Source organism: Oceanobacillus sp. CFH 90083 (genome assembly GCF_009389585.1).
Classification (GTDB): Bacteria; Bacillota; Bacilli; order Bacillales; family Amphibacillaceae; genus Oceanobacillus.
This window is the reverse complement of sequence record NZ_VIYG01000007.1, coordinates 59,122-79,823: the sequence shown is the minus strand read 5'-3', so window position 1 is coordinate 79,823 and position 20,702 is coordinate 59,122. Positions and strand designations below refer to the sequence as shown.

Sequence of the window (20,702 nt, the reverse complement as noted above, 5' to 3'; positions counted from 1 at the left end):
TATCAGCAGTGAAAATTTCATAGAGGGAGCGGAAATGTAATGAGGAACAAGTATCGGTTTAGTCTGAGGTTAAAGCTTGTTGTATTTACCACTGTTTTAGCGTTTGTTACATACTCAACAAGTGCATTTTATATTTATGTTTTATACGATTATATCCAGGCCTGGATCAATATATCACAGCAGATGTTTGTTATTATTACGCTGTTGGCCGGGGTGATATGGTCCGGCATCCTTGCTTTTTTTGCGGCAGGCTGGATTACGAAGCCATTGCAGAAATTAGAGAAAATTGCAGGAGAAGCTGCCAAAGGTAACTTGAGGATGCGAGTCGAGATTCCCAAATCAGATGACGAAATTAGATCCTTATCTGTTGCTGTAAACAGTATGCTGCAAAGCTTAAATCGAATGGTAACAAACATTGACCAGCATTTTGAAGAAACCAATACAACTGTCCATCAGTTGAAGGAAGCATCGCATACAGCTGCAAATCACTCTGCTGCAATTGGTGACTCTATTCATGAAATCTCAGAGGGAGCAGAGAATGCATCACGTGCCACCCAAGAAACGGTAGGATCGATTGAAATGGCAACAGAACTAGCCAATGAAGTACAGGGCAAGGCAGAGACATCCCAAAGGCAGTCTCGTGCGATGATTCATATGCTGGAAGAGGGACAAAATGTGGTGAAGCAATTAGTTGACGGAATAGAGTGTATTGCTGTGGAGCAGGAAGTTTCTCTGAAAGATGTGAATCATTTACGTCAAAGTACGATGGAAGTGGAAGGGATTATCACTTTAGTCGGTGAGATTGCAGAACAAACGAACTTGCTGGCATTAAATGCTTCCATTGAAGCTGCCAGAGCGGGTGAACATGGAAAAGGCTTTGCTGTGGTTGCTGAGGAGGTACGGAAGCTGGCAGATCAAAGCGGAAAGGCAGTGAATAATATTTCTAAGCTGCTGCTCTCTATTCAAGCAGATGTAAACCAGCTTGCAGAAAAAATTAATACCAATGTGACTGCTGCCCGTGAGCAAGTCCATCGCGGAGAAAACACGAATCGTACCATTACGGAAATGGGAACAACGGTTACGGAGACAGCTGTACAAGTTGATGCGATTTATGCATTGGTGGAACAGCAGCTGCAATCGATTCAAAATACAGCAAATCAATCTCAGGAAGTGGCAGCTATTGCCGAAGAAACATCTGCCGGAACACAAGAGGTTAATGCTGCTGTTCAAGAACAAATTGTAACCATGGAGCAAGTGGATCGATTAGCCGGGCAGATGGAAGAGCATGCAGGGAGTTTAAAAGAACAGATTAAGCAATTTAACGTGAAGCAAGTGACTGAATCTGCCAGTGTTATGTCAATTCAGCTTCTAAATAATGATAAAGAATCCTTAGAAGAAAACAAGCATCAGGAGGTATCGTAATTTTGAAAAAATCGTGGTATGCTATAAATGAATCTATTATTTGTTGTGTCGAATGAATAAACAGAAGGATGATAAGTGCGTGTTCGAACAGGCTGATAATGAAGTAAGGGTGTGTCATGATGATAACAAAAGATTTAAAACAAGTTATTAATCAATGGCTGGAGATGCGTATCCTGCGAAAAGATGAGATTGTTGTTATTGGTTGTTCTACAAGTGAAGTAGCTGGAAAGCCAATTGGAACAAACGGAAGCATGGAAATCGCCAAAAGTCTTTATGAGCAGATGCTTGTTTTGCAACAGGAAACGGGTGTCCATCTTGCTTTTCAATGCTGCGAGCATTTGAATCGCTCTCTTGTCGTAGATAGACAGACAGTGGTGCAATATGATCTGGAGGAAGTAGCTGTTGTACCTGTTCCAGAGGCTGGGGGATCAATGGCAACATATGCTTACAAGCAAATGAAACATCCTGCTGTGGTTGAAAGTATAAGTGCCGACGCCGGGATAGACATTGGTGAAACAATGATTGGTATGCATTTAAAGCCGGTAGCTGTTCCGCTGAAATTGGAGCAGCGTACAATTGGTCATGCCAGAGTCAGAGCAGCCCGGACCCGCCCCAAATTAATTGGTGGTCATCGGGCATATTACGGAGAAAATCCATCTAGATAATATATTCTTTTTTATTTGAACAACAAATAATAATACATTTTCACCCAATATTAGGAGGCTGTGCAGTAATGATGGAATATGTTAAACAAGCAGATAATGAAGTTTTTCAGGCGATGTTGCAAGAGAAGGATCGTCAGCAAAATAAAATTGAACTGATTGCTTCAGAAAACTTTGTATCCAACGCAGTGATGGATGCAATGGGATCCATACTTACGAATAAATATGCGGAAGGCTACCCGGATAAACGCTATTATGGCGGCTGTGAGTATGTGGATATTGTAGAGGACCTTGCCAGAGAACGTGCCAAAGAAATATTCGGAGCTGATCATGCCAATGTACAGCCTCACTCCGGTTCCCAGGCGAATATGGCAGTTTATTTTACTTTTCTTGAACCTGGAGATACGGTGTTGGGAATGAATTTAAACCATGGCGGACATTTAACGCATGGAAGCCCGGTTAACTTCAGTGGCGGTTTGTACAACTTTGTTGACTATGGTGTAGATAAAGAGACAGAACAACTGGATTATGATGCTGTCCTTGAAAAAGCGAAAGAAGTAAAACCAAAACTGATTGTGGCTGGTGCAAGTGCGTATTCACGAAGCATTGATTTTAAAAAGTTTAGAGAGATTGCGGATGCTGTCGGTGCTTATCTGATGGTTGACATGGCACACATCGCCGGCTTGGTTGCGACAGGTCACCATGAGAACCCGGTTCCATATGCTGATTTTGTGACAACAACAACGCATAAAACATTACGCGGACCTCGCGGAGGTATGATTCTTTGTAAAGAAGAATATGCTAAGAAAATTGATAAAGCGATCTTTCCGGGAATTCAGGGCGGGCCGTTAATGCATATTATTGCAGCAAAGGCTGTTTCCTTCAAGGAAGTCTTATCCGATGATTTTAAAGCATATTCCGGCAATATTGTCGATAATGCCAAAGCGCTTGGAGAAGCGTTACAAAAAGAAGGAATCCGTATCGTGTCAGGAGGAACAGACAATCATTTACTATTGCTGGATGTAACACCATTGAATTTGACTGGAAAAGTAGCAGAAAAAGCTTTAGATGATGTTGGTGTAACAACAAACAAAAATACCATTCCTTTTGATACAGAAAGCCCGTTTGTTACAAGTGGTGTCCGGATTGGAACAGCAGCAGTAACAACGCGTGGATTTGGTATCGAAGAAATGAAAGAAATAGCAGCAATCATCTCACTTACGCTGAAAAATTATGAAGATGAAGAAAAATTAAACGAAGCAAAAGAACGTGTACAAGCACTGACAGAAAAATTCCCGCTGTATAAATAAGTTATCCCCAGTGTGGATAATAATATTAGAGCGGAGCAATAAAAATCCACAGAGTGTTCCGTATTACTCTGTGGGTTTTTATGTATATAAACATGAAGCCAGCTTGATTTCTCCACAAATCAAAGCGATAATAAAAAGGAAATTATAATTTTTCCAATAAACTATTATTACCGTAACAATGAAGATTAACTTGAAAGCATACATGATTTTCAGTACAATTTGAACGATATATAAATTTAAGGAGTGATCTAACGTGAGTAATGTGTTTGTATTTGATCATCCGTTAATTCAACATAAATTAACGTATATTCGTGATAAAAATACGGGAACAAAAGAATTTCGCGAGCTTGTGGATGAAGTTGCTATGTTAATGGCATTTGAAATTACAAGAGACTTGCCAACATCTGATGTAAAAGTGGAAACACCGGTAACGACATCCAATTCAAAAGTATTGGCTGGTAAAAAGCTTGGACTGGTACCTATTCTTCGTGCAGGTTTAGGGATGGTAGACGGTGTACGGAAATTGATTCCGGCAGCAAAAGTGGGACATGTAGGCTTATACCGTGATCCGGAAACGTTAAAGCCGGTAGAATACTATGTCAAATTACCAACTGATATTGAAGAGCGCGAACTGATTGTTATTGATCCAATGCTGGCAACTGGCGGGTCGGCAATTGATGCGATTGGCGCTGTCAAACAACGCGGTGCCAAAAATATTCGTTTAATGTGTCTTATCGCTGCACCAGAAGGCGTCAAAGCAGTACAGGAAGAACACCCGGATGTAGATATTTACTTAGCAGCACTGGACGAGCGTCTGGATGACCATGGCTATATTATTCCTGGTCTTGGCGATGCGGGAGACCGTTTATTTGGAACAAAATAAAAGAATGAAAAGCAGATTGGATACGATATTCAATCTGTTTTTTTGTATAAAAACACATCTGCCCACGAAAACTATTCCATAAAGTGCGTGTTCATAAAGGTGGAGATGTTATGTGGAAGAAGATGCTGCGTTTCCTGGCAGTTTTAATGATTTTTATGCAAATACTAACTGTAAACACTTATCAAGCCGGTCAGCTCAAGCAAACGCTTATTATAGAAGTGGACAGCGATCCTTATCAAGTAAAAGAAGAAATAGAAGCTTATCATCCATTCATTGAGGTTGTAGCTGTGTACGATATTGTGTTTGAAGGGCTGGCTGTGGAAGGAAAAGCAGAGCAATTAGCCAAACTTGGTTCCATTGAACAAGTGAAAGCACTGCATCAGGTGCAAACGTATCAAACAATGCCTCAGCAGGCAGACAATGCTGATGTGATTGAAAAAATGGATTCTTCCGAGCCGGAGCCATATGACTTAAATACAACAGCACTTACAGGGAGAAATGTAAAGGTAGGTGTGATTGACACAGGGATTGATTATAATCATCCGGATTTACAAAAAAATTATCAGGGCGGCTATGATTTTGTTGATTTTGATGAGGATCCAATGGAAACGACACCGGAAGAAGGGCATCCTACTACGCATGGAACCCATGTAGCAGGAATCATCGCAGGGAATGGCGATATAAGAGGAATCGCACCGGATGCAGAAATTTATGCGTATCGTGCATTGGGACCAGGCGGAACCGGCTCCTCTGTTCAAGTATTAGCAGCTATTGAAAAAGCAATAGAGGATGAGATGGATATTATCAATCTGTCGTTAGGCAATGATGTGAATGTTCCGGATTATCCGACGAGCAGGGCTGTAAATCGTGCCAGTGAGCTTGGGATTATTGTTGTCATTGCCAATGGGAACAGCGGTCCTGATGCATGGACAGTCGGATCACCGGCAACAGCAGATCAATCCGTTTCGGTAGGGGCATCAACAACACCACAGAAAGAGCCGGTGCTCGCAGATACATTTGCAGAAAAGGAAATTCCTTTACTGGAAGCGCTGGGAGCTGAACGGTGGGAGCTGGAAGATTCCTATCAGCTGGTGGATATGGATAATATGGAGCCGGGACAATCGCTGCAAGGAAAAATAGCTCTTGCCAAACGAAAGGAAATCCCTTTTTTTGAAATGGCGTTACAGGCGGAAAATATGGGGGCAGAAGCATTAATCATTTATAATTCGGAACCGGGACCGCTGCAGGCATCTGTGGACAATAATCGGCAGCCTGTAACTATCCCGGTTGCCTCTATTCAAATGGAAGAAGGAGAATGGCTGCAGTCGCAAATACGTCAAGGTATTTATTTTATAGATGCTGTTCAAAAAGAGTCTTTATTAACCATTGCTCCCTTTAGTTCCAGAGGCCCTGTTGCTGTTCAGTGGGCTATTAAGCCGGACGTCTCAGCGCCAGGATCTGCTATTTGGAGTACGGTTCCAGGCGGCTATCAGGCAATGAATGGAACAAGCATGGCATCTCCTCATGTGGCAGGAGCTTTTGCAGTTTTGAAGGAGGCACATCCAGACTGGACAAATAAACAGCTGATTGGAGCATTGAAGACAACAGCACAGCCTTTTGAAGAACAGGAAACACGCTTACCTGCTACAACGCAGGGGATGGGACTTATCCAGCTGGATGAAGCAATGGATACTCCGGCAATTATCTATGATCCACAGCTGGAGTTTGGAAAGCTGAATGGTTATCAGGAAGAGTTTACAGAGACAGTAACGATTGAAAATAAAACAGCTGAAGCACAAACATATTATTTTGACATGCCGGAGCGAAAGGACGGCTTAGTCTGGAGCATTCCCCAATCCTTCACCATCCAGCCGGAGGAACAAAAAGAAATAACCGTAAAGCTGTCGATGAACCGGGAGCGGTTGGAAGAAGGGGTTCATGAAGGGTGGCTGACACTTAAAGAAGGGAAACGAAGCTATGCCTTGCCATATATTATTGTTAATCAGGAGGCAGATCAGCCTAAGACGGCAGGCTTTGAATTTTACCTGGAGCCCTTTGAAAACGCGGATTATACGTATCAATTTCACTTAACAGAATTTGTGAAAAGCTTTAATGTCAGTTTATATCATCCGGAGACTTTATTATTTGAAAGGAAACTGCTGGAAGAAGAAGAATTGGAAGCAGGAACGCACGAAGGAGTTCTCCGTAAAGAAGAAGCGGGAGCATCTGGATATTACTTGGCATTGATCACGGCAGAACTTGAAAATGGAGAAATAGAACAAGTAGAAACAATGATTTTTATTGAATAAAAAAGCATGTTCACAAAACTGTCAAATTGGACTGGAAGCATTTGTGAATCCCATACTGAAAAAAGGGATTCACAAATGCTTATTTAATAAGCAAAAAGGTTGATTTGAAGCGCTTTATTACAGTTGTAAAAATACCTTATATATTGCATGGTACACGTTGACAACTCTTGCAGGCGTATTGTACACTTATTGAGTGTGGAGAAAAAGGGAGAGCGGACAAAAGCCCATTTAAATTTGAATGCTTTCTATTAGTATGTGAAACGCATTTCTCTGCCTTCTATTTACATAGATGCAAACAGTATGTAACACCTCCGCATCTAAGACTACAAGAAGTATTGCCTAGCAAGAAATTCCCCAACTTGATTGAAAACGGATGCAAGTCTATGTTTCTAAACAGTAATGTATCTGGTTGACGGGCAGCATTAGGAGTGAAATAGCAATGATGTCTAATTTTGATAGTATGGTTACCCGTCAACGAAAATGGATGCTTTATTGGTTAGCGATTTTAGTACTTTGTGCTGGATTTCTACCCTATACCCGAATTTTTTTCGGATTAATCCTAGGTAGTAGTGTTAGTCTTTATAACTTGTGGTTACTGCAATACAAGTCAGAAAAACTTGGCAAAACCGTTGCAGCAGGAGAAAAAGCTAGAAGCGGATTAGGTACATTCTCAAGGATGGCTACTGCTGTCCTGGCGGTTCTCATCGCTATGCGTTTTGAAGAGCATTTTCATCTGTATGCTGTAATTTTTGGGATTGTTTCTTCTTACTTGATCATGGTGATAGATTTTATATTCTATCAATTTACCATGCGTAACCAGAAAGAAGACTAATCCTTCCAGTATTCCATTTTTACTTATAAATAGTTTTAGTAAAGGGGTGATAATTTTGGATCACGAAAGTCCAATAGTACATGATATCTTTGGAATACCGGGTGCAAATCTAAACCTTTCCAATCTTCTAATGACCTTTATTGTGTCACTTATTGTTTTTGTTTTTTGTGTATGGGGAAGCAAAAAGCTGCAAATGAAGCCAAAGGGCATGCAGAACTTTATGGAATGGGCAGTAGAGTTTGTCCGAGGCATCATAAAAGACAATATGGATTGGAAAACAGGAAAATTATTTCTTCCGCTTGGATTAACACTCATTTTTTATATCCTGGTGGGTAACCTTGTCGGTGTCGCTACTGTTGGGGTAGTTGGACACGATTTATGGTGGAAATCACCGACGGCAGATGCAGTGATGACATTGACACTATCTGTCATGGTTATTTTATTAACGCATTATTATGGTATAAAAATCCGGGGCACCAAAGCATACTTAAAAACATTCGTAAGTCCCGTACCGTTTATGTTGCCATTTAAAATTGTCGAAGAATTCACAAACACCTTAACATTAGGCCTTCGTTTATTTGGTAATATCTATGCAGGTGAAATCTTATTAGGTCTACTTATTGGACTGGCAACATCATCTGTCTTCGGCTTTTTCGGAGCAGCAATTCCAACACTAGCGTGGATGGGCTTTAAACTCTTTATCGGTACAATTCAAGTTTATGTATTTGTTATGTTAACAATGGTGTATATGTCTCATAAAGTGAGCGAAGACCATTAAATAAAAATCATCATTAATTTGTTTAAACATAAGAAGGAGGAAATTATTCATGGGAGCTTTAGCAGCAGCAATTGCAATTGGACTGGCAGCATTAGGTGCAGGTCTAGGTAACGGTATGATCGTAAGTAAAACAGTAGAGGGGATCGCTCGTCAGCCAGAATTAAGAGGTCCACTTCAAGGAACAATGTTTATCGGGGTAGCACTTGTTGAGGCGATTCCGATTATCGCAGCGGTTATCGCGTTTATGGTAATTGGTTCCTAATTTTTCAGAAGTATAATGGCGAAGTTTATCTCAGAGAGAATCTTCGCCTTTCCTTTATGCAGGAAAAAATGAGATGATATTCATATAATATAATTAAAAACATGATGTTATATGTAATAAATCGATTAGAGGAAGAATGCTGTACTAGGTGACAGCAGGATATTCTTTATCTCCAAGGTAACGTCTTAGCGAAAGGAGTGGAATTTGTGCATTCATACATTGATTCATTGACAATCGGAGCAGCTGTCGGCGGTCTGCAATGGGTAGATATGCTGGTTCAGCTATTCTTCTTCCTTGTACTCCTTGCATTATTGAAAAAATTTGCCTGGGGTCCATTGATGAATATGATGGAAAAGCGTGAGCAATACGTAGCAAATGAAATCGAAGAAGCTGAAAAAAGCAGAGCCGAGGCTGAACAAGCTTCTAAAGATGCAGCTGAGCAGCTCAATCAGGTAAGAGCAGAAGCTCAAAAAATGATTGAAGATGCAAAAGCAGCAGGCGCAAAGCAAGAGGAACAGATTATAGCATCTGCAAAGAAAGAAGCAGAACGTTTGAAAGAAGCTGCCCAGGCAGATATTCAAAACGAAAAAGAAAGAGCTATTCAAGCATTGCAGGATAAAGTGGCTTCTCTATCTGTATTAATTGCAAGCAAAGTTATTGAGAAAGAATTAAGTGAGCAGGATCAAGAAAAACTGATCAACGAATACATTAAAGAGGTAGGAGAAGAGCGATGAGTAATGTAGTAGTTGCTAAACGATACGCAGATGCTCTTTTCAGACTTGGAGTGGAACAGCAAAAATTAGAACAGCTTGCAGCAGATTTAAAAGTCGTGCAGCCTGTTTTTCAAAATGATAAGAAATTAGCTAAATTCCTGACGCATCCAAAGATTGATAATGCAAAAAAGAAACAGCTTGTAGTTGAAGCATTCAGGGGAACTGACCCAGTTGTTTTGAATACACTTCAATTACTGGTGGATCGCCATAGAACATCGATCATTCCAATCATTATCGACGAATTTATTTCTTTAGTAAATGATGCAAAAGGAGTGGCAGATGCTACAGTTTATTCGACAAGAAATTTATCGGATGATGAAAAGAGTCATTTAGAACGTTCTTTTGCTGTCCGGTTAGGAAAAAGTGCAGTTCAACTGACCAATATCGTTGATCCGTCCATCCTTGGCGGAATAAGAATCAGAGTCGGAAACACGATTTATGACGGTACGGTAAAAGGGAAGCTGGATCGAATCTCCCGTAGTATTGTGTCTGCTAATAAATGAAGATAGGGGTGAATTGGTATGAGCATTAATGCTGAAGAAATTAGTACGCTGATAAAACAGCAAATTGAAAATTTTGATTCAGACATAGAAGTTACTGATGTTGGAACAGTTATTGAAGTCGGGGATGGTATTGCGCGTGCGCATGGACTTGATAATGCAATGGCTGGAGAGTTACTTGAGTTTGCAGGTGGGGTCATGGGCCTGGCTCAAAACTTAGAGGAAAGCAATGTGGGTATCGTTATTCTTGGACCTTACCAAGGTATTAAAGAAGGTGACGAAGTTCGTCGTACAGGTCGTATCATGCAAGTACCGGCAGGAGAGGAACTTTTAGGCCGCGTGGTGAACCCATTAGGTCAGCCAATTGATGGACAAGGTGCGATTGAAACATCTAAGTCACGTCCAATCGAAGCACAAGCGCCGGGAGTAATGGATCGTAAATCGGTTGATGAGCCATTACAAACAGGTATTAAAGCGATTGACGCACTGGTACCAATTGGACGCGGACAGCGTGAATTAATTATTGGTGACCGTCAAACTGGTAAAACAACGGTAGCTGTGGATACGATTTTAAATCAAAGCGATCAGGATATGATTTGTATCTACGTCGCTATTGGTCAAAAAGAATCAACAGTCCGTTCTACAGTAGAAACATTCCGTAAGCACGGTGCATTAGATTACACGATTGTTGTATCTGCAGGTGCATCTGATCCGGCGCCATTACTATACTTAGCGCCGTATGCTGGTGTAGCAATGGGAGAAGAATTCATGTATAACGGCAAGCACGTGCTTGTTGTTTATGATGACTTATCTAAACAAGCGGTAGCTTACCGTGAACTTTCCCTGTTACTTCGCCGTCCGCCAGGCCGTGAAGCATTTCCAGGGGACGTATTCTATCTGCATTCACGTTTATTAGAGCGTGCAGCTAAATTAAGTGACGCAAGAGGCGGCGGATCTTTAACAGCTCTGCCTTTTGTTGAAACACAAGCAGGTGATATCGCAGCGTATATCCCTACGAACGTTATTTCTATTACAGATGGTCAGATTTTCTTACAATCCGACTTATTCTTCTCAGGAGTACGTCCAGCGATTAACGCCGGTTTATCTGTATCTCGTGTAGGTGGATCCGCACAGATCAAAGCAATGAAAAAAGTTGCTGGTACACTTCGTCTTGACTTGGCATCATTCCGTGAGCTGGAGGCATTCTCACAATTTGGTTCTGATCTTGACAAAGCGACACAAGCGAAACTTAATCGTGGACAACGTACAGTAGAAGTATTGAAGCAGGGACTTCATAAACCAATGGCTGTTGAAAAACAGGTTGCAATTATTTATGCCTTAACTAGAGGATTTTTAGATGATATTCCTGTTGAAGATATTCAGCGTTTTGAGGAAGAAATGAATATCTGGATCGAGCATAACCAAAATGATATTTTCACAACAATCCGTGAAACAGGCAACCTTCCAGATGAAAAAGAATTCAGCGGAGCAATTGAAAGCTTCAAGAAAACATTCTTGCCATCTAATCAATAAGATGCCTGTGAATAAAAATAGAAAGGGCCGGTAAAAAATATTCGGCCCGCATTCCTTATAGGAAAGTGTGGTGAAAAGCTTGGCATCACTTAGAGATTTAAAAGCGAGAATCGACTCTACAAAGAAAACGAAACAAATCACGGGGGCAATGGAGCTGGTATCTGCATCTAAAATGTCGAAAGCAGAACAAAATGCCCGCGGCTTTGTTCCTTATGCAGATAAGCTGCAGGAAGTAGTAAGCAGCATTGCTAATGCGAATACCGATACACAGCATCCAATGCTTATGAAACGTGAAGTGAAGAAAACAGGCTACCTGATTGTCACTTCTGACCGTGGTTTGGTGGGAGCTTATAATAGTCATATTTTGAAAAATCTTGTCAATAAGATCGAAAACAACCACTCTTCTAAGGATGAGTATACGATTATCGTTATTGGAAGAAAGGGTTATGATTTCTGTCGCAAGCGCGGTCTTCCGGTTGCTCAAAGTATATTAGGGATGTCAGATCATCCTAAATTTGCAGAGGTAAAGGAGCTGGCATCAGAGGCAGTACAAATGTATGCTGATGGGGAAATTGATGAACTTCATATTATTTATAACCATTATGTAAGTGCCATTTCTCAGGTAGTCACAAACAAACAGCTGTTGCCAATTGCTGATTTAGGTGAGCAAAAAGCTCCTGCATCTGATTATGAATTTGATCCAAACCAGGAGGAAATTCTGGAAGTGCTTTTACCTCAGTATGCAGAAAGCTTGATTTTTGGTGCCTTGTTGGATGGAAAAGCAAGTGAGCATGCTGCGAGTATGACGGCAATGCGCAGTGCAACAGATAATGCAAATGAACTGATTGGTGATTTAGAACTTTCATATAACCGTGCACGTCAGGCAGCTATTACACAAGAAATCACAGAGATTGTCGGTGGCGTAGCAGCGCTTGAATAGTTACACAGGTAAGCTAAGTTAGGAGGGAAACAGATGACGAAAGGACGCGTAACACAGCTGATGGGACCGGTCGTTGACGTACGTTTTGAAGATGGTCAGCTCCCAGCTGTAAACAATGCACTAGTAGTACGCAGTGAAAGACCAGGTGAAGAATTAACGCTGGAAGTAGCACTTCATCTTGGTGATAATAGTGTTCGTACCATTGCTATGTCCTCAACAGATGGTTTCCAGCGTGGAGCAGAAGTAGAAGATTTAGGTCGACCAATTTCTGTACCGGTTGGAGATGTTACATTAGGACGGGTATTTAACGTTTTAGGTGAAAAAATTGATTTAGATGAGCCGCTTCCGGCAGGTGTCCGTTTAGATCCGATTCACCGTGAAGCACCAGATTTTGAGAATCTGTCTACAGAAACGGAAATTTTGGAGACTGGTATTAAGGTTGTAGACTTACTTGCACCATACATCAAAGGTGGTAAAATTGGTCTGTTTGGTGGAGCCGGTGTAGGTAAAACAGTATTAATTCAGGAATTAATCAATAACATTGCCCAGGAGCATGGCGGTATTTCTGTATTCGCGGGTGTAGGTGAACGTACTCGTGAAGGAAATGATCTTTACTATGAAATGAGTGATTCTGGCGTTATTGCAAAAACAGCGATGGTATTCGGCCAGATGAACGAGCCGCCTGGTGCACGTATGCGTGTAGCATTAACAGGTCTTACAATGGCTGAATATTTCCGTGATGAGCAGGGACAGGATGTATTATTGTTTATCGATAATATTTTCCGTTTCACACAAGCAGGTTCTGAGGTATCCGCACTTCTTGGACGTATGCCGTCAGCCGTTGGTTATCAGCCGACACTTGCAACAGAAATGGGACAATTACAGGAGCGTATCACTTCAACGGATAAAGGTTCTGTAACATCTATTCAGGCAATCTATGTACCTGCCGATGACTATACCGATCCAGCGCCGGCAACTACTTTCGCTCACTTAGATGCAACGACAAACTTAGATCGTAAGCTTTCTGAGCAAGGTATCTACCCTGCCGTGGATCCATTAGCATCTACTTCCCGTGCACTTGACCCGGAAGTAGTAGGAGAAGAACATTACCAAGTTGCAACAGGTGTACAGCAAACACTTCAAAAATACCGTGAATTGCAGGATATTATCGCAATCCTTGGTATGGATGAGTTAAGTGATGAGGACAAGCTCGTTGTTTCTCGCGCTCGTCGTATCCAATTCTTCTTATCACAAAACTTCCACGTTGCTGAACAGTTCACTGGGCAGCCCGGTTCATATGTTCCGGTAAAAGAAACGGTTCAAGGCTTTAAAGAAATTCTTGAAGGAAAGTATGATGACCTTCCAGAGGATGCCTTCCGCCTTGTTGGACGTATTGAAGAAGTAGTTGAAAAAGCAAAAGCTTCGGAATAATAGACAGCCGGGATGATTCAAACCAAAAGCGCAGAGCGCCGGTTTAAAAACGTAGAGACATGAGCCCCCGTTCTTTTTGAGGGGTCGACTTTAGTCGAACTTCATTCCCCTTTGAGTCGATGTTGACTTATTGTAGGGCGTGACGTGAAATCTCTAAAGTTTAGCGCCCGGAGCTGGAAGTGGCTATTTTGAATAAGAATTAAATCATGGGACTGCAGTTACTCGTCCCATCGAAACCATTTGCAAAATTTTATACTTTCTTATTTCATAATAATGCATCATCCTCAGCTGTTAGGAGGGGTAAACATTGAGTACATTAGCAGTAAGTGTCGTCACTCCTGAGGGTCCGATTCTGGAAGATAGCTTTGATATGGTTGTCTGTAAAGCAGAAACAGGGGAAATTGGTATCCTGCCAAAGCATATTCCGCTTGTTTCTCCATTACAGATTAGTATCGCACGTCTGAAAAAGGGCAGTGATATCAAGCAAGTTGCCATCAGCGGAGGTTTTATGGAAGTACAGCCTGATAAAGTTACTATTTTGGCGCAATCTGCTGAAACTGCGGATCATATTGACGTTTTGCGGGCAAAGGAAGCAAAAGACCGCGCAGAGAAACGTCTTCAGGATAAAAGCGATACAATAGACAGAGTTCGTGCGGAGCTTGCCTTAAAACGGGCAATGAATCGTCTGGAAATCGCAAATTCATAAAATGAAACTTGATTTAGTGGCGTGTGCTTATCCACTAAAAGAATAAAGAATACAAGCTAATGTCTTCGATGGGACTGTGATATTCGCTCCATCGAATGCATTTGCGAAAATGCTTGTGTGACCCAACATCCCGGGGTTGCGATTACTTAACCCATTAAAACCGTTGTTGGCTCGAGCTAATCCAGGAAATGAAGCCTGTTTTTCCACATGATGACGATATATTTCCTTTATATACAATAGGGGAAATTACGGACGCTCATGCTGTGATTAGAGAAAAGCTGAAATAAACTCCCTGCCCAAATGGATAGGGAGTTTATTTTTAGCATACCGAAACAATTTTATTTATTGGGAAGAATAACTGTAGTCCAAGCTCCAAACCGTACATAATTCTCTTAGTGCTTGAATTTTATTTTGTAAATTAAATTCAATAAATAAACTTTTCGGCAAAAAGTTAGTATAATATAACACGAATATGTATTCAAAAGCGTCTCTCGATAAAAAATATAACGAAATATGATATAATTTCCCGGGAAATGATGTCTTGACCGTTATTATTTCAGAATATAAGACAAAAAATATAATTATTGAATGATTCATTGTATTTATACGGAAAGGAGTCTTCATGTTTTCAGCAGGACAATTAGCTATCATCAGCATCTTTTCACATATCATGTTTATTTATCTGGCATGGAAGGTAGTCACAGCAATTCGTATTGAAACCATATTTAAAAAAGGAAGGTCTGCCGAAGCGAGGGTTTTTCTTCTGTTTATTACGATTGTTATCGGTACAGGAGTTAGTAAGTTCTTTCTTGATATATTACAGTGGTCTGGCGATTTAATATATCTTTTTTCTTCTATACATGTATGGTTATAAACACTTCTGTCAAAACTGAGATTAATAGATTTGATAGGAGGTTTTTTTTATGTTTTATAGAATTCTGTTCTGTTCTAAATCCCCTGTTATGCAAAGAAAATCCCTTGATACCTTTCACAGCCCTGTCCAGTTTAACAGACAGGTTTTTTGCTTATTACTTGCAATCAGCTTTTTAGTCAACCAGGCTTTTAGTCAGCCTTATCAAACAGATGAAATGCAGGATTTAGGCGCATTTGCAGAAGCGTACAATCTGAACATCCATTTTTGGGAGGTTACAATGAAAGAACAGATGAAGGCAGAGCAGGCAGAGACACTTGTTCAAAGCCTGGAAGCGAAGTATCCATTACATGAGGAACAGGATGAAAACCGCATAAAGTATACTTTTCAGGATAGTAACAAGAACAAGCCTTTTTACGTATTATATAACGTGATTCTGCCTTTGGATAGGAATGAGCCAGCAGAAGTCATTGTTGTTTTTCATGGAACTGACTGGGACAAACAAATAAGTCAAAAGTATCAAAAAGAAAAAGCATCTATACTAAAGACTTATTTAACAAAAGAGTCACAATTATATACTTGTCTATCGGTACAAGGTAGTGATATAATAAATCACGATGTATTTTTAAATAAAGCAAAGATGTATTTTAATATAAAGCATATATCGACTAACTATGACAATATAGAAAATTCAAGGATTGAAAAAAGTACATACGGGTATACAAAAACATGGGAGCAGTTTTATTTCATGGAAGATAACCCAAAAAATGTGCAGATTGCCGCTGTTGCAGATCGTCAAGGGGAAAAGCGTTTTATGATAGGAACACCTATCCTAATCAATGAATATTAATAATAGGGAAATTAGATTCTGAAGGGGATTTATGACATGGAAAAAATCATCGTTGGTGGCGGACGAAAGTTAGAAGGCACAGTACGTGTAGAAGGTGCTAAAAACGCAGTCCTGCCTGTACTTGCTGCTAGCTTGATTGCTAGTGAAGGAAAAAGCGTTATTAAAGAAGTACCAGTATTAGCAGATGTATACACAATTAATGAAGTGCTTCGCAACTTAAATGCCAATGTGGAATTTGATTCAACAGAAAACACAGTAATAATTGATGCTTCTGCCAAATTAGAGACAGAAGCCCCGTTTGAATATGTTAGAAAAATGCGTGCATCCGTGCTTGTATTGGGACCGTTATTAGCCCGCTATGGACACGCAAAGGTGGCTATGCCTGGCGGATGTGCAATTGGTTCACGCCCAATTGATTTACATTTAAAAGGCTTCGAAGCAATGGGAGCTGACATTCATGTCGGTAATGGTTTTGTAGAAGTAAAATCAGATGGTCGCCTGCAAGGTGCGAAAATATATTTAGATATGCCAAGTGTAGGAGCTACAGAAAACATTATGATGGCAGCTGCATTAGCAGAAGGAAAAACAGTCATTGAAAATGCAGCAAAAGAGCCTGAAATTGTTGACTTGGCTAACTATTTAAACCAAATGGGTGCAAGAATTGTTGGAGCGGGTACAGAAACAATTCGTATTATTGGTGTGGAAAAGCTTCATGGAACAGAGCATGTAATGATTCCAGATCGTATCGAAGCCGGAACATTTATGGTTGCAGCAGCGATTACAAAAGGAAATATCTTAATAGAAAATGCTGTGCGTGAACATTTAAGTTCTGTGGTTTCAAAATTAGAGGAAATGAACGTACAGGTTATTGATGAAGATGGCGGTTTACGGGTTATCGGTTCTGAAGCTATTCAATCAACAGACATCAAGACGTTACCTCATCCTGGTTTTCCAACGGATATGCAGTCACAAATGATGGCATTGATGTTATGTGCTAAAGGAACAAGTGTGATAACAGAAACGGTATTTGAGAATCGTTTCATGCATGTAGAGGAATTTCGCCGGATGAATGCAAATATTAAAATTGAAGGCCGAAGTGTGATTATCGAAGGTCTTTCTGAACTACAAGGTGCAGAAGTAGCGGCTACAGATTTACGTGCGGCGGCAGCACTTATTTTAGCAGGTCTTGTAAGTGATGGTTATACACGGGTTACCGAGCTAAAACACTTAGATCGCGGCTATGTAGATATTGTATCAAAATTAGCAAATCTTGGTGCAGACATTAAACGCGTTGATGAAAATGGTGTCGTTATTCAGCCATTAGGCGTGCAGGAAAATGTCGAATTAAGCGAATTTGTTACTGAATAATTTCATATTTTATTAAAATCAAAAAAGATGTACCTTAGCTTAGGTGCATTTTTTTTGATTTTATTTAGTAAATGCTTCAGCACGAATAAGACGATAGCATAACATAAAAAGTGTGCTTTCCAGGCAGTGAATAGAAGTGCAGACACATATAGGTATAAAGAATGATTTTTAAATCCGTATTAAAAAGATGTGATTAATAAAATGTCATGCTTAGAATCGCAGTCTATTCGTTTTTCTAAATAATTTATTAGAAGGATTAAATGAATAATGATTCATTCTCTTTTCACAAATTGCTTCTCACTTTATGAAAAACATGCTATATTTGAGAAAATTACTAATATTGCGATTGGATGATGGAAATGAAAATTTATATGTCTGTGGATATGGAAGGAATTACAGGTCTTCCAGATGCTACATTTGTAGATTGGAGAAAGCATAACTATGAAAGGTCCCGAAAAATCATGACAGACGAAGCGAATTATATTATTCAAGCTGCCTTTGATTATGGCGTGGAAGAGGTTTTAGTGAATGACAGTCACTCCAAGATGAATAATTTACTAATTGATCAACTGCATCCGGATGCGCTTTTAATAACTGGAGAATCGAAACCGTTTTCAATGATGCAGGGCTTGAATGCTACATATAGCGGTGTTTTTTTTGCAGGTTATCACGCAAGGGCCGGGCAGCGTGGAGTGATGACACACTCCATGATACATGCGATAAGAAACATATATATTAATGACCATTGTGTTGGTGAGATGGGGATGAATGCCTATCTTGCAGGTTATTTTGGAGTTCCTGTTTTGCTTGTATCAGGAGATGATCAAGCGGCAATGGAAGCAGAGAAGTTAATACCCTATATCACTACTGCTGTAGTAAAAGAGACGATCTCCAGAGCGTCTGTAAAAAGCTTAACACCAAAGAAAGCGGGGCAGCTGCTTGCGGAGAAAGTGAAGCTTGCTTTAGATCGAAAACAGCTTGTAGCACCATTAGTACCTCCGGAAGCTCCAGAGCTGACGATGGAGTTTAATAACAGCGGTCAGGCAGAGTGGGCAGATTTAATGCCAGGAACAATATGGATTCCCGGCACAACCAAGGTACGTTTTCAGGCAAAGGATATGAAAGAAGCCTATCAGGCAATGCTGGTTATGACGGAGCTTGCTGTGCAGACAACATTTTCTTAAAGTACGTGTTCACAAAGTACGAATAAATTTGCCATGCCCTTTACATTGTACTTTCGACACAACCTCTTAAAGTGTAATGAATACAAAAAACAAACATAATTATCATTAATAACATAACAAGCTGGTTCATTCTTTTATTATACAGATTCATTTTCTTTTTATTAAGTGAAAGATAGTGGGGTGAAACGTATGCTGAAGTATATTTTAAAACGATTATTAATTATGATTATTACACTATGGGTTATTATTACGCTTACCTTCGTATTAATGGTAAATATACCCGGTTCTCCTTTTAACACGGATCAAGCCTCTAATGAGACAGTACAGGCTAACCTGGAGGCTCATTATAATTTAGACCAGCCTTATTACATACAATATTTGCTCTATATTAAATCAATCGCTACCTTCGAATTTGGACCTTCAATTAAACAGCCTAACCAGACGGTAAATGATCTTTTATCACGAGGGTTTCCGATTTCCTTTGAGTTGGGAATTATCACGATTGCTTTAGCCGTTGTTTCCGGAGTGTTAGTTGGAATTATTGCAGCGCTCAGACATAATGGTTTCCTGGATTATTTAACAATGGGAATCGCTGTTTTAGGTATTTCGATACCCAACTTTATTTTAGCAACAATTCTTATTCAGCAGTTAGCAGTAAACTTAGAAATATTTCCAACGGCAACCTGGCGAAGTCCGGCTCATATGGTGCTTCCCGTACTTGCGCTGGCGACAGGGCCGATGGCAATTATTGCCCGGCTGACCCGCTCCACGATGCTGGAGGTGCTGACGCAGGATTATATTAAAATGGCGAAAGCAAAGGGACTCTCTCCATGGAAGGTTGTTTTCAAGCATGCACTCAGAAACGCATTGATGCCTGTTGTCACCATTATGGGAACGCTCTTTGCCGGTATTTTAACAGGAACCTTTGTCATTGAACAGATTTTTGCAATACCAGGGATGGGAAGATACTTTGTAGAAAGTATCAATCAGCGGGACTACCCGGTTATTATGGGTACAACTGTTTTCTACAGCGCCTTCTTAATTATCATGCTTTTTATTGTGGATATCGTCTACGGTATACTCGATCCACGGATTAAAGTACATCAGAAAGGGGGCAAATAAAGATGAAATCAGAGAAAGAACTCAAGAATTTCAAGACGCCCTCCACTATCCCTGATGAATGGTTTTCGTGGAAAGAACGGGATACAGAGAAGATGGAAGAAGTATCACGGCCATCTCTCTCGTATTGGCAGGATGCCTGGCGGCGCTTAGTAAAAAATAAGATGGCGATGCTCGGGCTGATCTTTTTAGTATTATTGACGATAATGGCGATTATCGGTCCGATGATCTCTCCTTATGAAGTAAATAGACAGAACCTTCCAAATCAATATCAGCCGCCGTCGATGGCCCATTGGTTCGGTACAGACAGTGCAGGCAGAGATGTGTTTACACGTACCTGGTACGGTGCCCGTATTTCTTTATTTGTCGGGCTGGTAGCGGCTTTAATTGACGTAACCATCGGCATTATCTGGGGAGGAATCTCCGGTTATAAGGGTGGTCGTACGGATAATGTGATGATGCGTATTATTGAAGTTTTATATGGATTGCCTTACTTATTAGTTGTTATTTTACTTTTAGTTGTGCTCGGTCCGAGTCTTGGAACGATTATTCTGGCCTTAACCATTACGGGCTGGGTAGGAATGGCCCGAATTGTGCGGGGACAGGTATTGCAAATTAAGAACTATGAATTTGTCCTCGCCTCGAAATCATTCGGTACCAAAACGTCCCGGATTATCCGGAAAAACCTTCTCCCGAATACGATGGGCCCTATTATCGTTCAAATGACATTAACGATTCCATCTGCCATATTTGCTGAAGCATTCCTGAGTTTTATCGGCTTGGGAATCCAGGCTCCTTTTGCCAGCTGGGGAGTGATGGCAAATGACTCATTAGGAGCTATTTTATCCGGAAACTGGTGGACCCTGTTCTTCCCGGCATTTTTTATCTCTTTTACGATGTTTGCCTTTAATGTTCTGGGAGACGGCCTTCAGGATGCGCTTGATCCGAAATTAAGAAAGTAGGTGGACA

Annotated in this window: 20 protein-coding genes; all 20 read left to right on the top strand. The window is 40.6% G+C overall.

The window, feature by feature from the left end; genetic code table 11:
- Positions 1-39 precede the first annotated feature (39 nt).
- Positions 40-1,422: a methyl-accepting chemotaxis protein gene (locus FLK20_RS12255; protein ID WP_152656865.1), complete on the top strand. Its 1,383-nt coding sequence runs from the start codon at positions 40-42 to the stop codon at positions 1,420-1,422.
- 119 nt (positions 1,423-1,541) lie between these two features.
- Positions 1,542-2,087, top strand: a complete 546-nt coding sequence (locus tag FLK20_RS12250; protein WP_227995024.1) for a TIGR01440 family protein — start codon at positions 1,542-1,544, stop codon at positions 2,085-2,087.
- 71 nt (positions 2,088-2,158) lie between these two features.
- On the top strand, positions 2,159-3,394 hold the full coding sequence (locus tag FLK20_RS12245; protein ID WP_152657047.1) for a serine hydroxymethyltransferase: 1,236 nt from the start codon (positions 2,159-2,161) through the stop codon (positions 3,392-3,394).
- A 253-nt stretch (positions 3,395-3,647) separates the two neighbouring features.
- Positions 3,648-4,277, top strand: a complete 630-nt coding sequence (gene upp, locus FLK20_RS12240) for a uracil phosphoribosyltransferase (RefSeq protein ID WP_152656863.1) — start codon at positions 3,648-3,650, stop codon at positions 4,275-4,277.
- Positions 4,278-4,387: 110 nt separating this feature from the next.
- Positions 4,388-6,586 carry a S8 family serine peptidase gene (locus FLK20_RS12235; protein WP_305080941.1) on the top strand — a complete coding sequence of 733 codons (2,199 nt, stop codon included), beginning with the start codon at positions 4,388-4,390 and terminating at the stop codon, positions 6,584-6,586.
- A 439-nt stretch (positions 6,587-7,025) separates the two neighbouring features.
- Positions 7,026-7,418: an ATP synthase subunit I gene (locus FLK20_RS12230; RefSeq protein WP_370453190.1), complete on the top strand. Its 393-nt coding sequence runs from the start codon at positions 7,026-7,028 to the stop codon at positions 7,416-7,418.
- 55 nt (positions 7,419-7,473) lie between these two features.
- Positions 7,474-8,196 (top strand): F0F1 ATP synthase subunit A, encoded by a 723-nt coding sequence (gene atpB / locus FLK20_RS12225; RefSeq protein WP_152656862.1) that lies wholly within the window; start codon positions 7,474-7,476, stop codon positions 8,194-8,196.
- Between the two features lie 49 nt (positions 8,197-8,245).
- Complete coding sequence (atpE, locus tag FLK20_RS12220) at positions 8,246-8,458, top strand: F0F1 ATP synthase subunit C (RefSeq protein WP_152656861.1); 213 nt, start codon at positions 8,246-8,248, stop codon at positions 8,456-8,458.
- A 206-nt stretch (positions 8,459-8,664) separates the two neighbouring features.
- Positions 8,665-9,192, top strand: coding sequence for a F0F1 ATP synthase subunit B (locus tag FLK20_RS12215; RefSeq protein WP_152656860.1), 528 nt, complete (start codon positions 8,665-8,667; stop codon positions 9,190-9,192).
- Positions 9,189-9,734 carry a F0F1 ATP synthase subunit delta gene (locus FLK20_RS12210; protein WP_152656859.1) on the top strand — a complete coding sequence of 182 codons (546 nt, stop codon included), beginning with the start codon at positions 9,189-9,191 and terminating at the stop codon, positions 9,732-9,734. Before FLK20_RS12215 ends, FLK20_RS12210 begins: the two co-directional genes overlap by 4 nt.
- An 18-nt stretch (positions 9,735-9,752) precedes the next feature.
- The gene (gene atpA / locus FLK20_RS12205; protein ID WP_152656858.1) at positions 9,753-11,264 is read left to right on the top strand and encodes a F0F1 ATP synthase subunit alpha; all 1,512 of its coding nucleotides are present in this window, start codon (positions 9,753-9,755) and stop codon (positions 11,262-11,264) included.
- 79 nt (positions 11,265-11,343) lie between these two features.
- Positions 11,344-12,204 carry an ATP synthase F1 subunit gamma gene (gene atpG / locus FLK20_RS12200; RefSeq protein WP_152656857.1) on the top strand — a complete coding sequence of 287 codons (861 nt, stop codon included), beginning with the start codon at positions 11,344-11,346 and terminating at the stop codon, positions 12,202-12,204.
- A gap of 33 nt (positions 12,205-12,237) precedes the next feature.
- Complete coding sequence (gene atpD / locus FLK20_RS12195; protein ID WP_152656856.1) at positions 12,238-13,635, top strand: F0F1 ATP synthase subunit beta; 1,398 nt, start codon at positions 12,238-12,240, stop codon at positions 13,633-13,635.
- A 307-nt stretch (positions 13,636-13,942) separates the two neighbouring features.
- Complete coding sequence (locus FLK20_RS12190; RefSeq protein WP_152656855.1) at positions 13,943-14,341, top strand: F0F1 ATP synthase subunit epsilon; 399 nt, start codon at positions 13,943-13,945, stop codon at positions 14,339-14,341.
- A gap of 622 nt (positions 14,342-14,963) precedes the next feature.
- Positions 14,964-15,215: a DUF1146 family protein gene (locus tag FLK20_RS12185; protein ID WP_152656854.1), complete on the top strand. Its 252-nt coding sequence runs from the start codon at positions 14,964-14,966 to the stop codon at positions 15,213-15,215.
- Positions 15,216-15,264: 49 nt separating this feature from the next.
- Positions 15,265-16,062, top strand: coding sequence for a YwmB family TATA-box binding protein (locus tag FLK20_RS12180; protein ID WP_152656853.1), 798 nt, complete (start codon positions 15,265-15,267; stop codon positions 16,060-16,062).
- Positions 16,063-16,098: 36 nt separating this feature from the next.
- Positions 16,099-17,430 (top strand): UDP-N-acetylglucosamine 1-carboxyvinyltransferase, encoded by a 1,332-nt coding sequence (gene murA, locus FLK20_RS12175; protein WP_152656852.1) that lies wholly within the window; start codon positions 16,099-16,101, stop codon positions 17,428-17,430.
- Between the two features lie 359 nt (positions 17,431-17,789).
- Complete coding sequence (locus tag FLK20_RS12170; protein ID WP_152656851.1) at positions 17,790-18,614, top strand: M55 family metallopeptidase; 825 nt, start codon at positions 17,790-17,792, stop codon at positions 18,612-18,614.
- A 189-nt stretch (positions 18,615-18,803) separates the two neighbouring features.
- Positions 18,804-19,736, top strand: a complete 933-nt coding sequence (locus FLK20_RS12165; protein ID WP_152656850.1) for an ABC transporter permease — start codon at positions 18,804-18,806, stop codon at positions 19,734-19,736.
- A gap of 2 nt (positions 19,737-19,738) precedes the next feature.
- Entirely contained in the window at positions 19,739-20,695 is a 957-nt protein-coding gene (locus FLK20_RS12160; RefSeq protein WP_152656849.1) for an ABC transporter permease, read from the top strand.
- The last annotated feature ends 7 nt before the right edge of the window (positions 20,696-20,702 follow it).

What these genes read in the sequence shown, in the direction of transcription:
- FLK20_RS12255 (WP_152656865.1), top strand. Translation starts at nt 40, where the DNA reads ATGAGGAACAAGTATCGGTTTAGTCTGAGGTTAAAGCTTGTTGTATTT.
- FLK20_RS12250 (WP_227995024.1), top strand. Translation starts at nt 1,542, where the DNA reads ATGATAACAAAAGATTTAAAACAAGTTATTAATCAATGGCTGGAGATG.
- FLK20_RS12245 (WP_152657047.1), top strand. Translation starts at nt 2,159, where the DNA reads ATGGAATATGTTAAACAAGCAGATAATGAAGTTTTTCAGGCGATGTTG.
- FLK20_RS12235 (WP_305080941.1), top strand. Translation starts at nt 4,388, where the DNA reads ATGTGGAAGAAGATGCTGCGTTTCCTGGCAGTTTTAATGATTTTTATG.
- FLK20_RS12230 (WP_370453190.1), top strand. Translation starts at nt 7,026, where the DNA reads ATGATGTCTAATTTTGATAGTATGGTTACCCGTCAACGAAAATGGATG.
- atpE (WP_152656861.1), top strand. Translation starts at nt 8,246, where the DNA reads ATGGGAGCTTTAGCAGCAGCAATTGCAATTGGACTGGCAGCATTAGGT.
- FLK20_RS12210 (WP_152656859.1), top strand. Translation starts at nt 9,189, where the DNA reads ATGAGTAATGTAGTAGTTGCTAAACGATACGCAGATGCTCTTTTCAGA.
- atpA (WP_152656858.1), top strand. Translation starts at nt 9,753, where the DNA reads ATGAGCATTAATGCTGAAGAAATTAGTACGCTGATAAAACAGCAAATT.
- atpD (WP_152656856.1), top strand. Translation starts at nt 12,238, where the DNA reads ATGACGAAAGGACGCGTAACACAGCTGATGGGACCGGTCGTTGACGTA.
- FLK20_RS12185 (WP_152656854.1), top strand. Translation starts at nt 14,964, where the DNA reads ATGTTTTCAGCAGGACAATTAGCTATCATCAGCATCTTTTCACATATC.
- FLK20_RS12180 (WP_152656853.1), top strand. Translation starts at nt 15,265, where the DNA reads ATGTTTTATAGAATTCTGTTCTGTTCTAAATCCCCTGTTATGCAAAGA.
- murA (WP_152656852.1), top strand. Translation starts at nt 16,099, where the DNA reads ATGGAAAAAATCATCGTTGGTGGCGGACGAAAGTTAGAAGGCACAGTA.
- FLK20_RS12170 (WP_152656851.1), top strand. Translation starts at nt 17,790, where the DNA reads ATGAAAATTTATATGTCTGTGGATATGGAAGGAATTACAGGTCTTCCA.
- FLK20_RS12165 (WP_152656850.1), top strand. Translation starts at nt 18,804, where the DNA reads ATGCTGAAGTATATTTTAAAACGATTATTAATTATGATTATTACACTA.
- FLK20_RS12160 (WP_152656849.1), top strand. Translation starts at nt 19,739, where the DNA reads ATGAAATCAGAGAAAGAACTCAAGAATTTCAAGACGCCCTCCACTATC.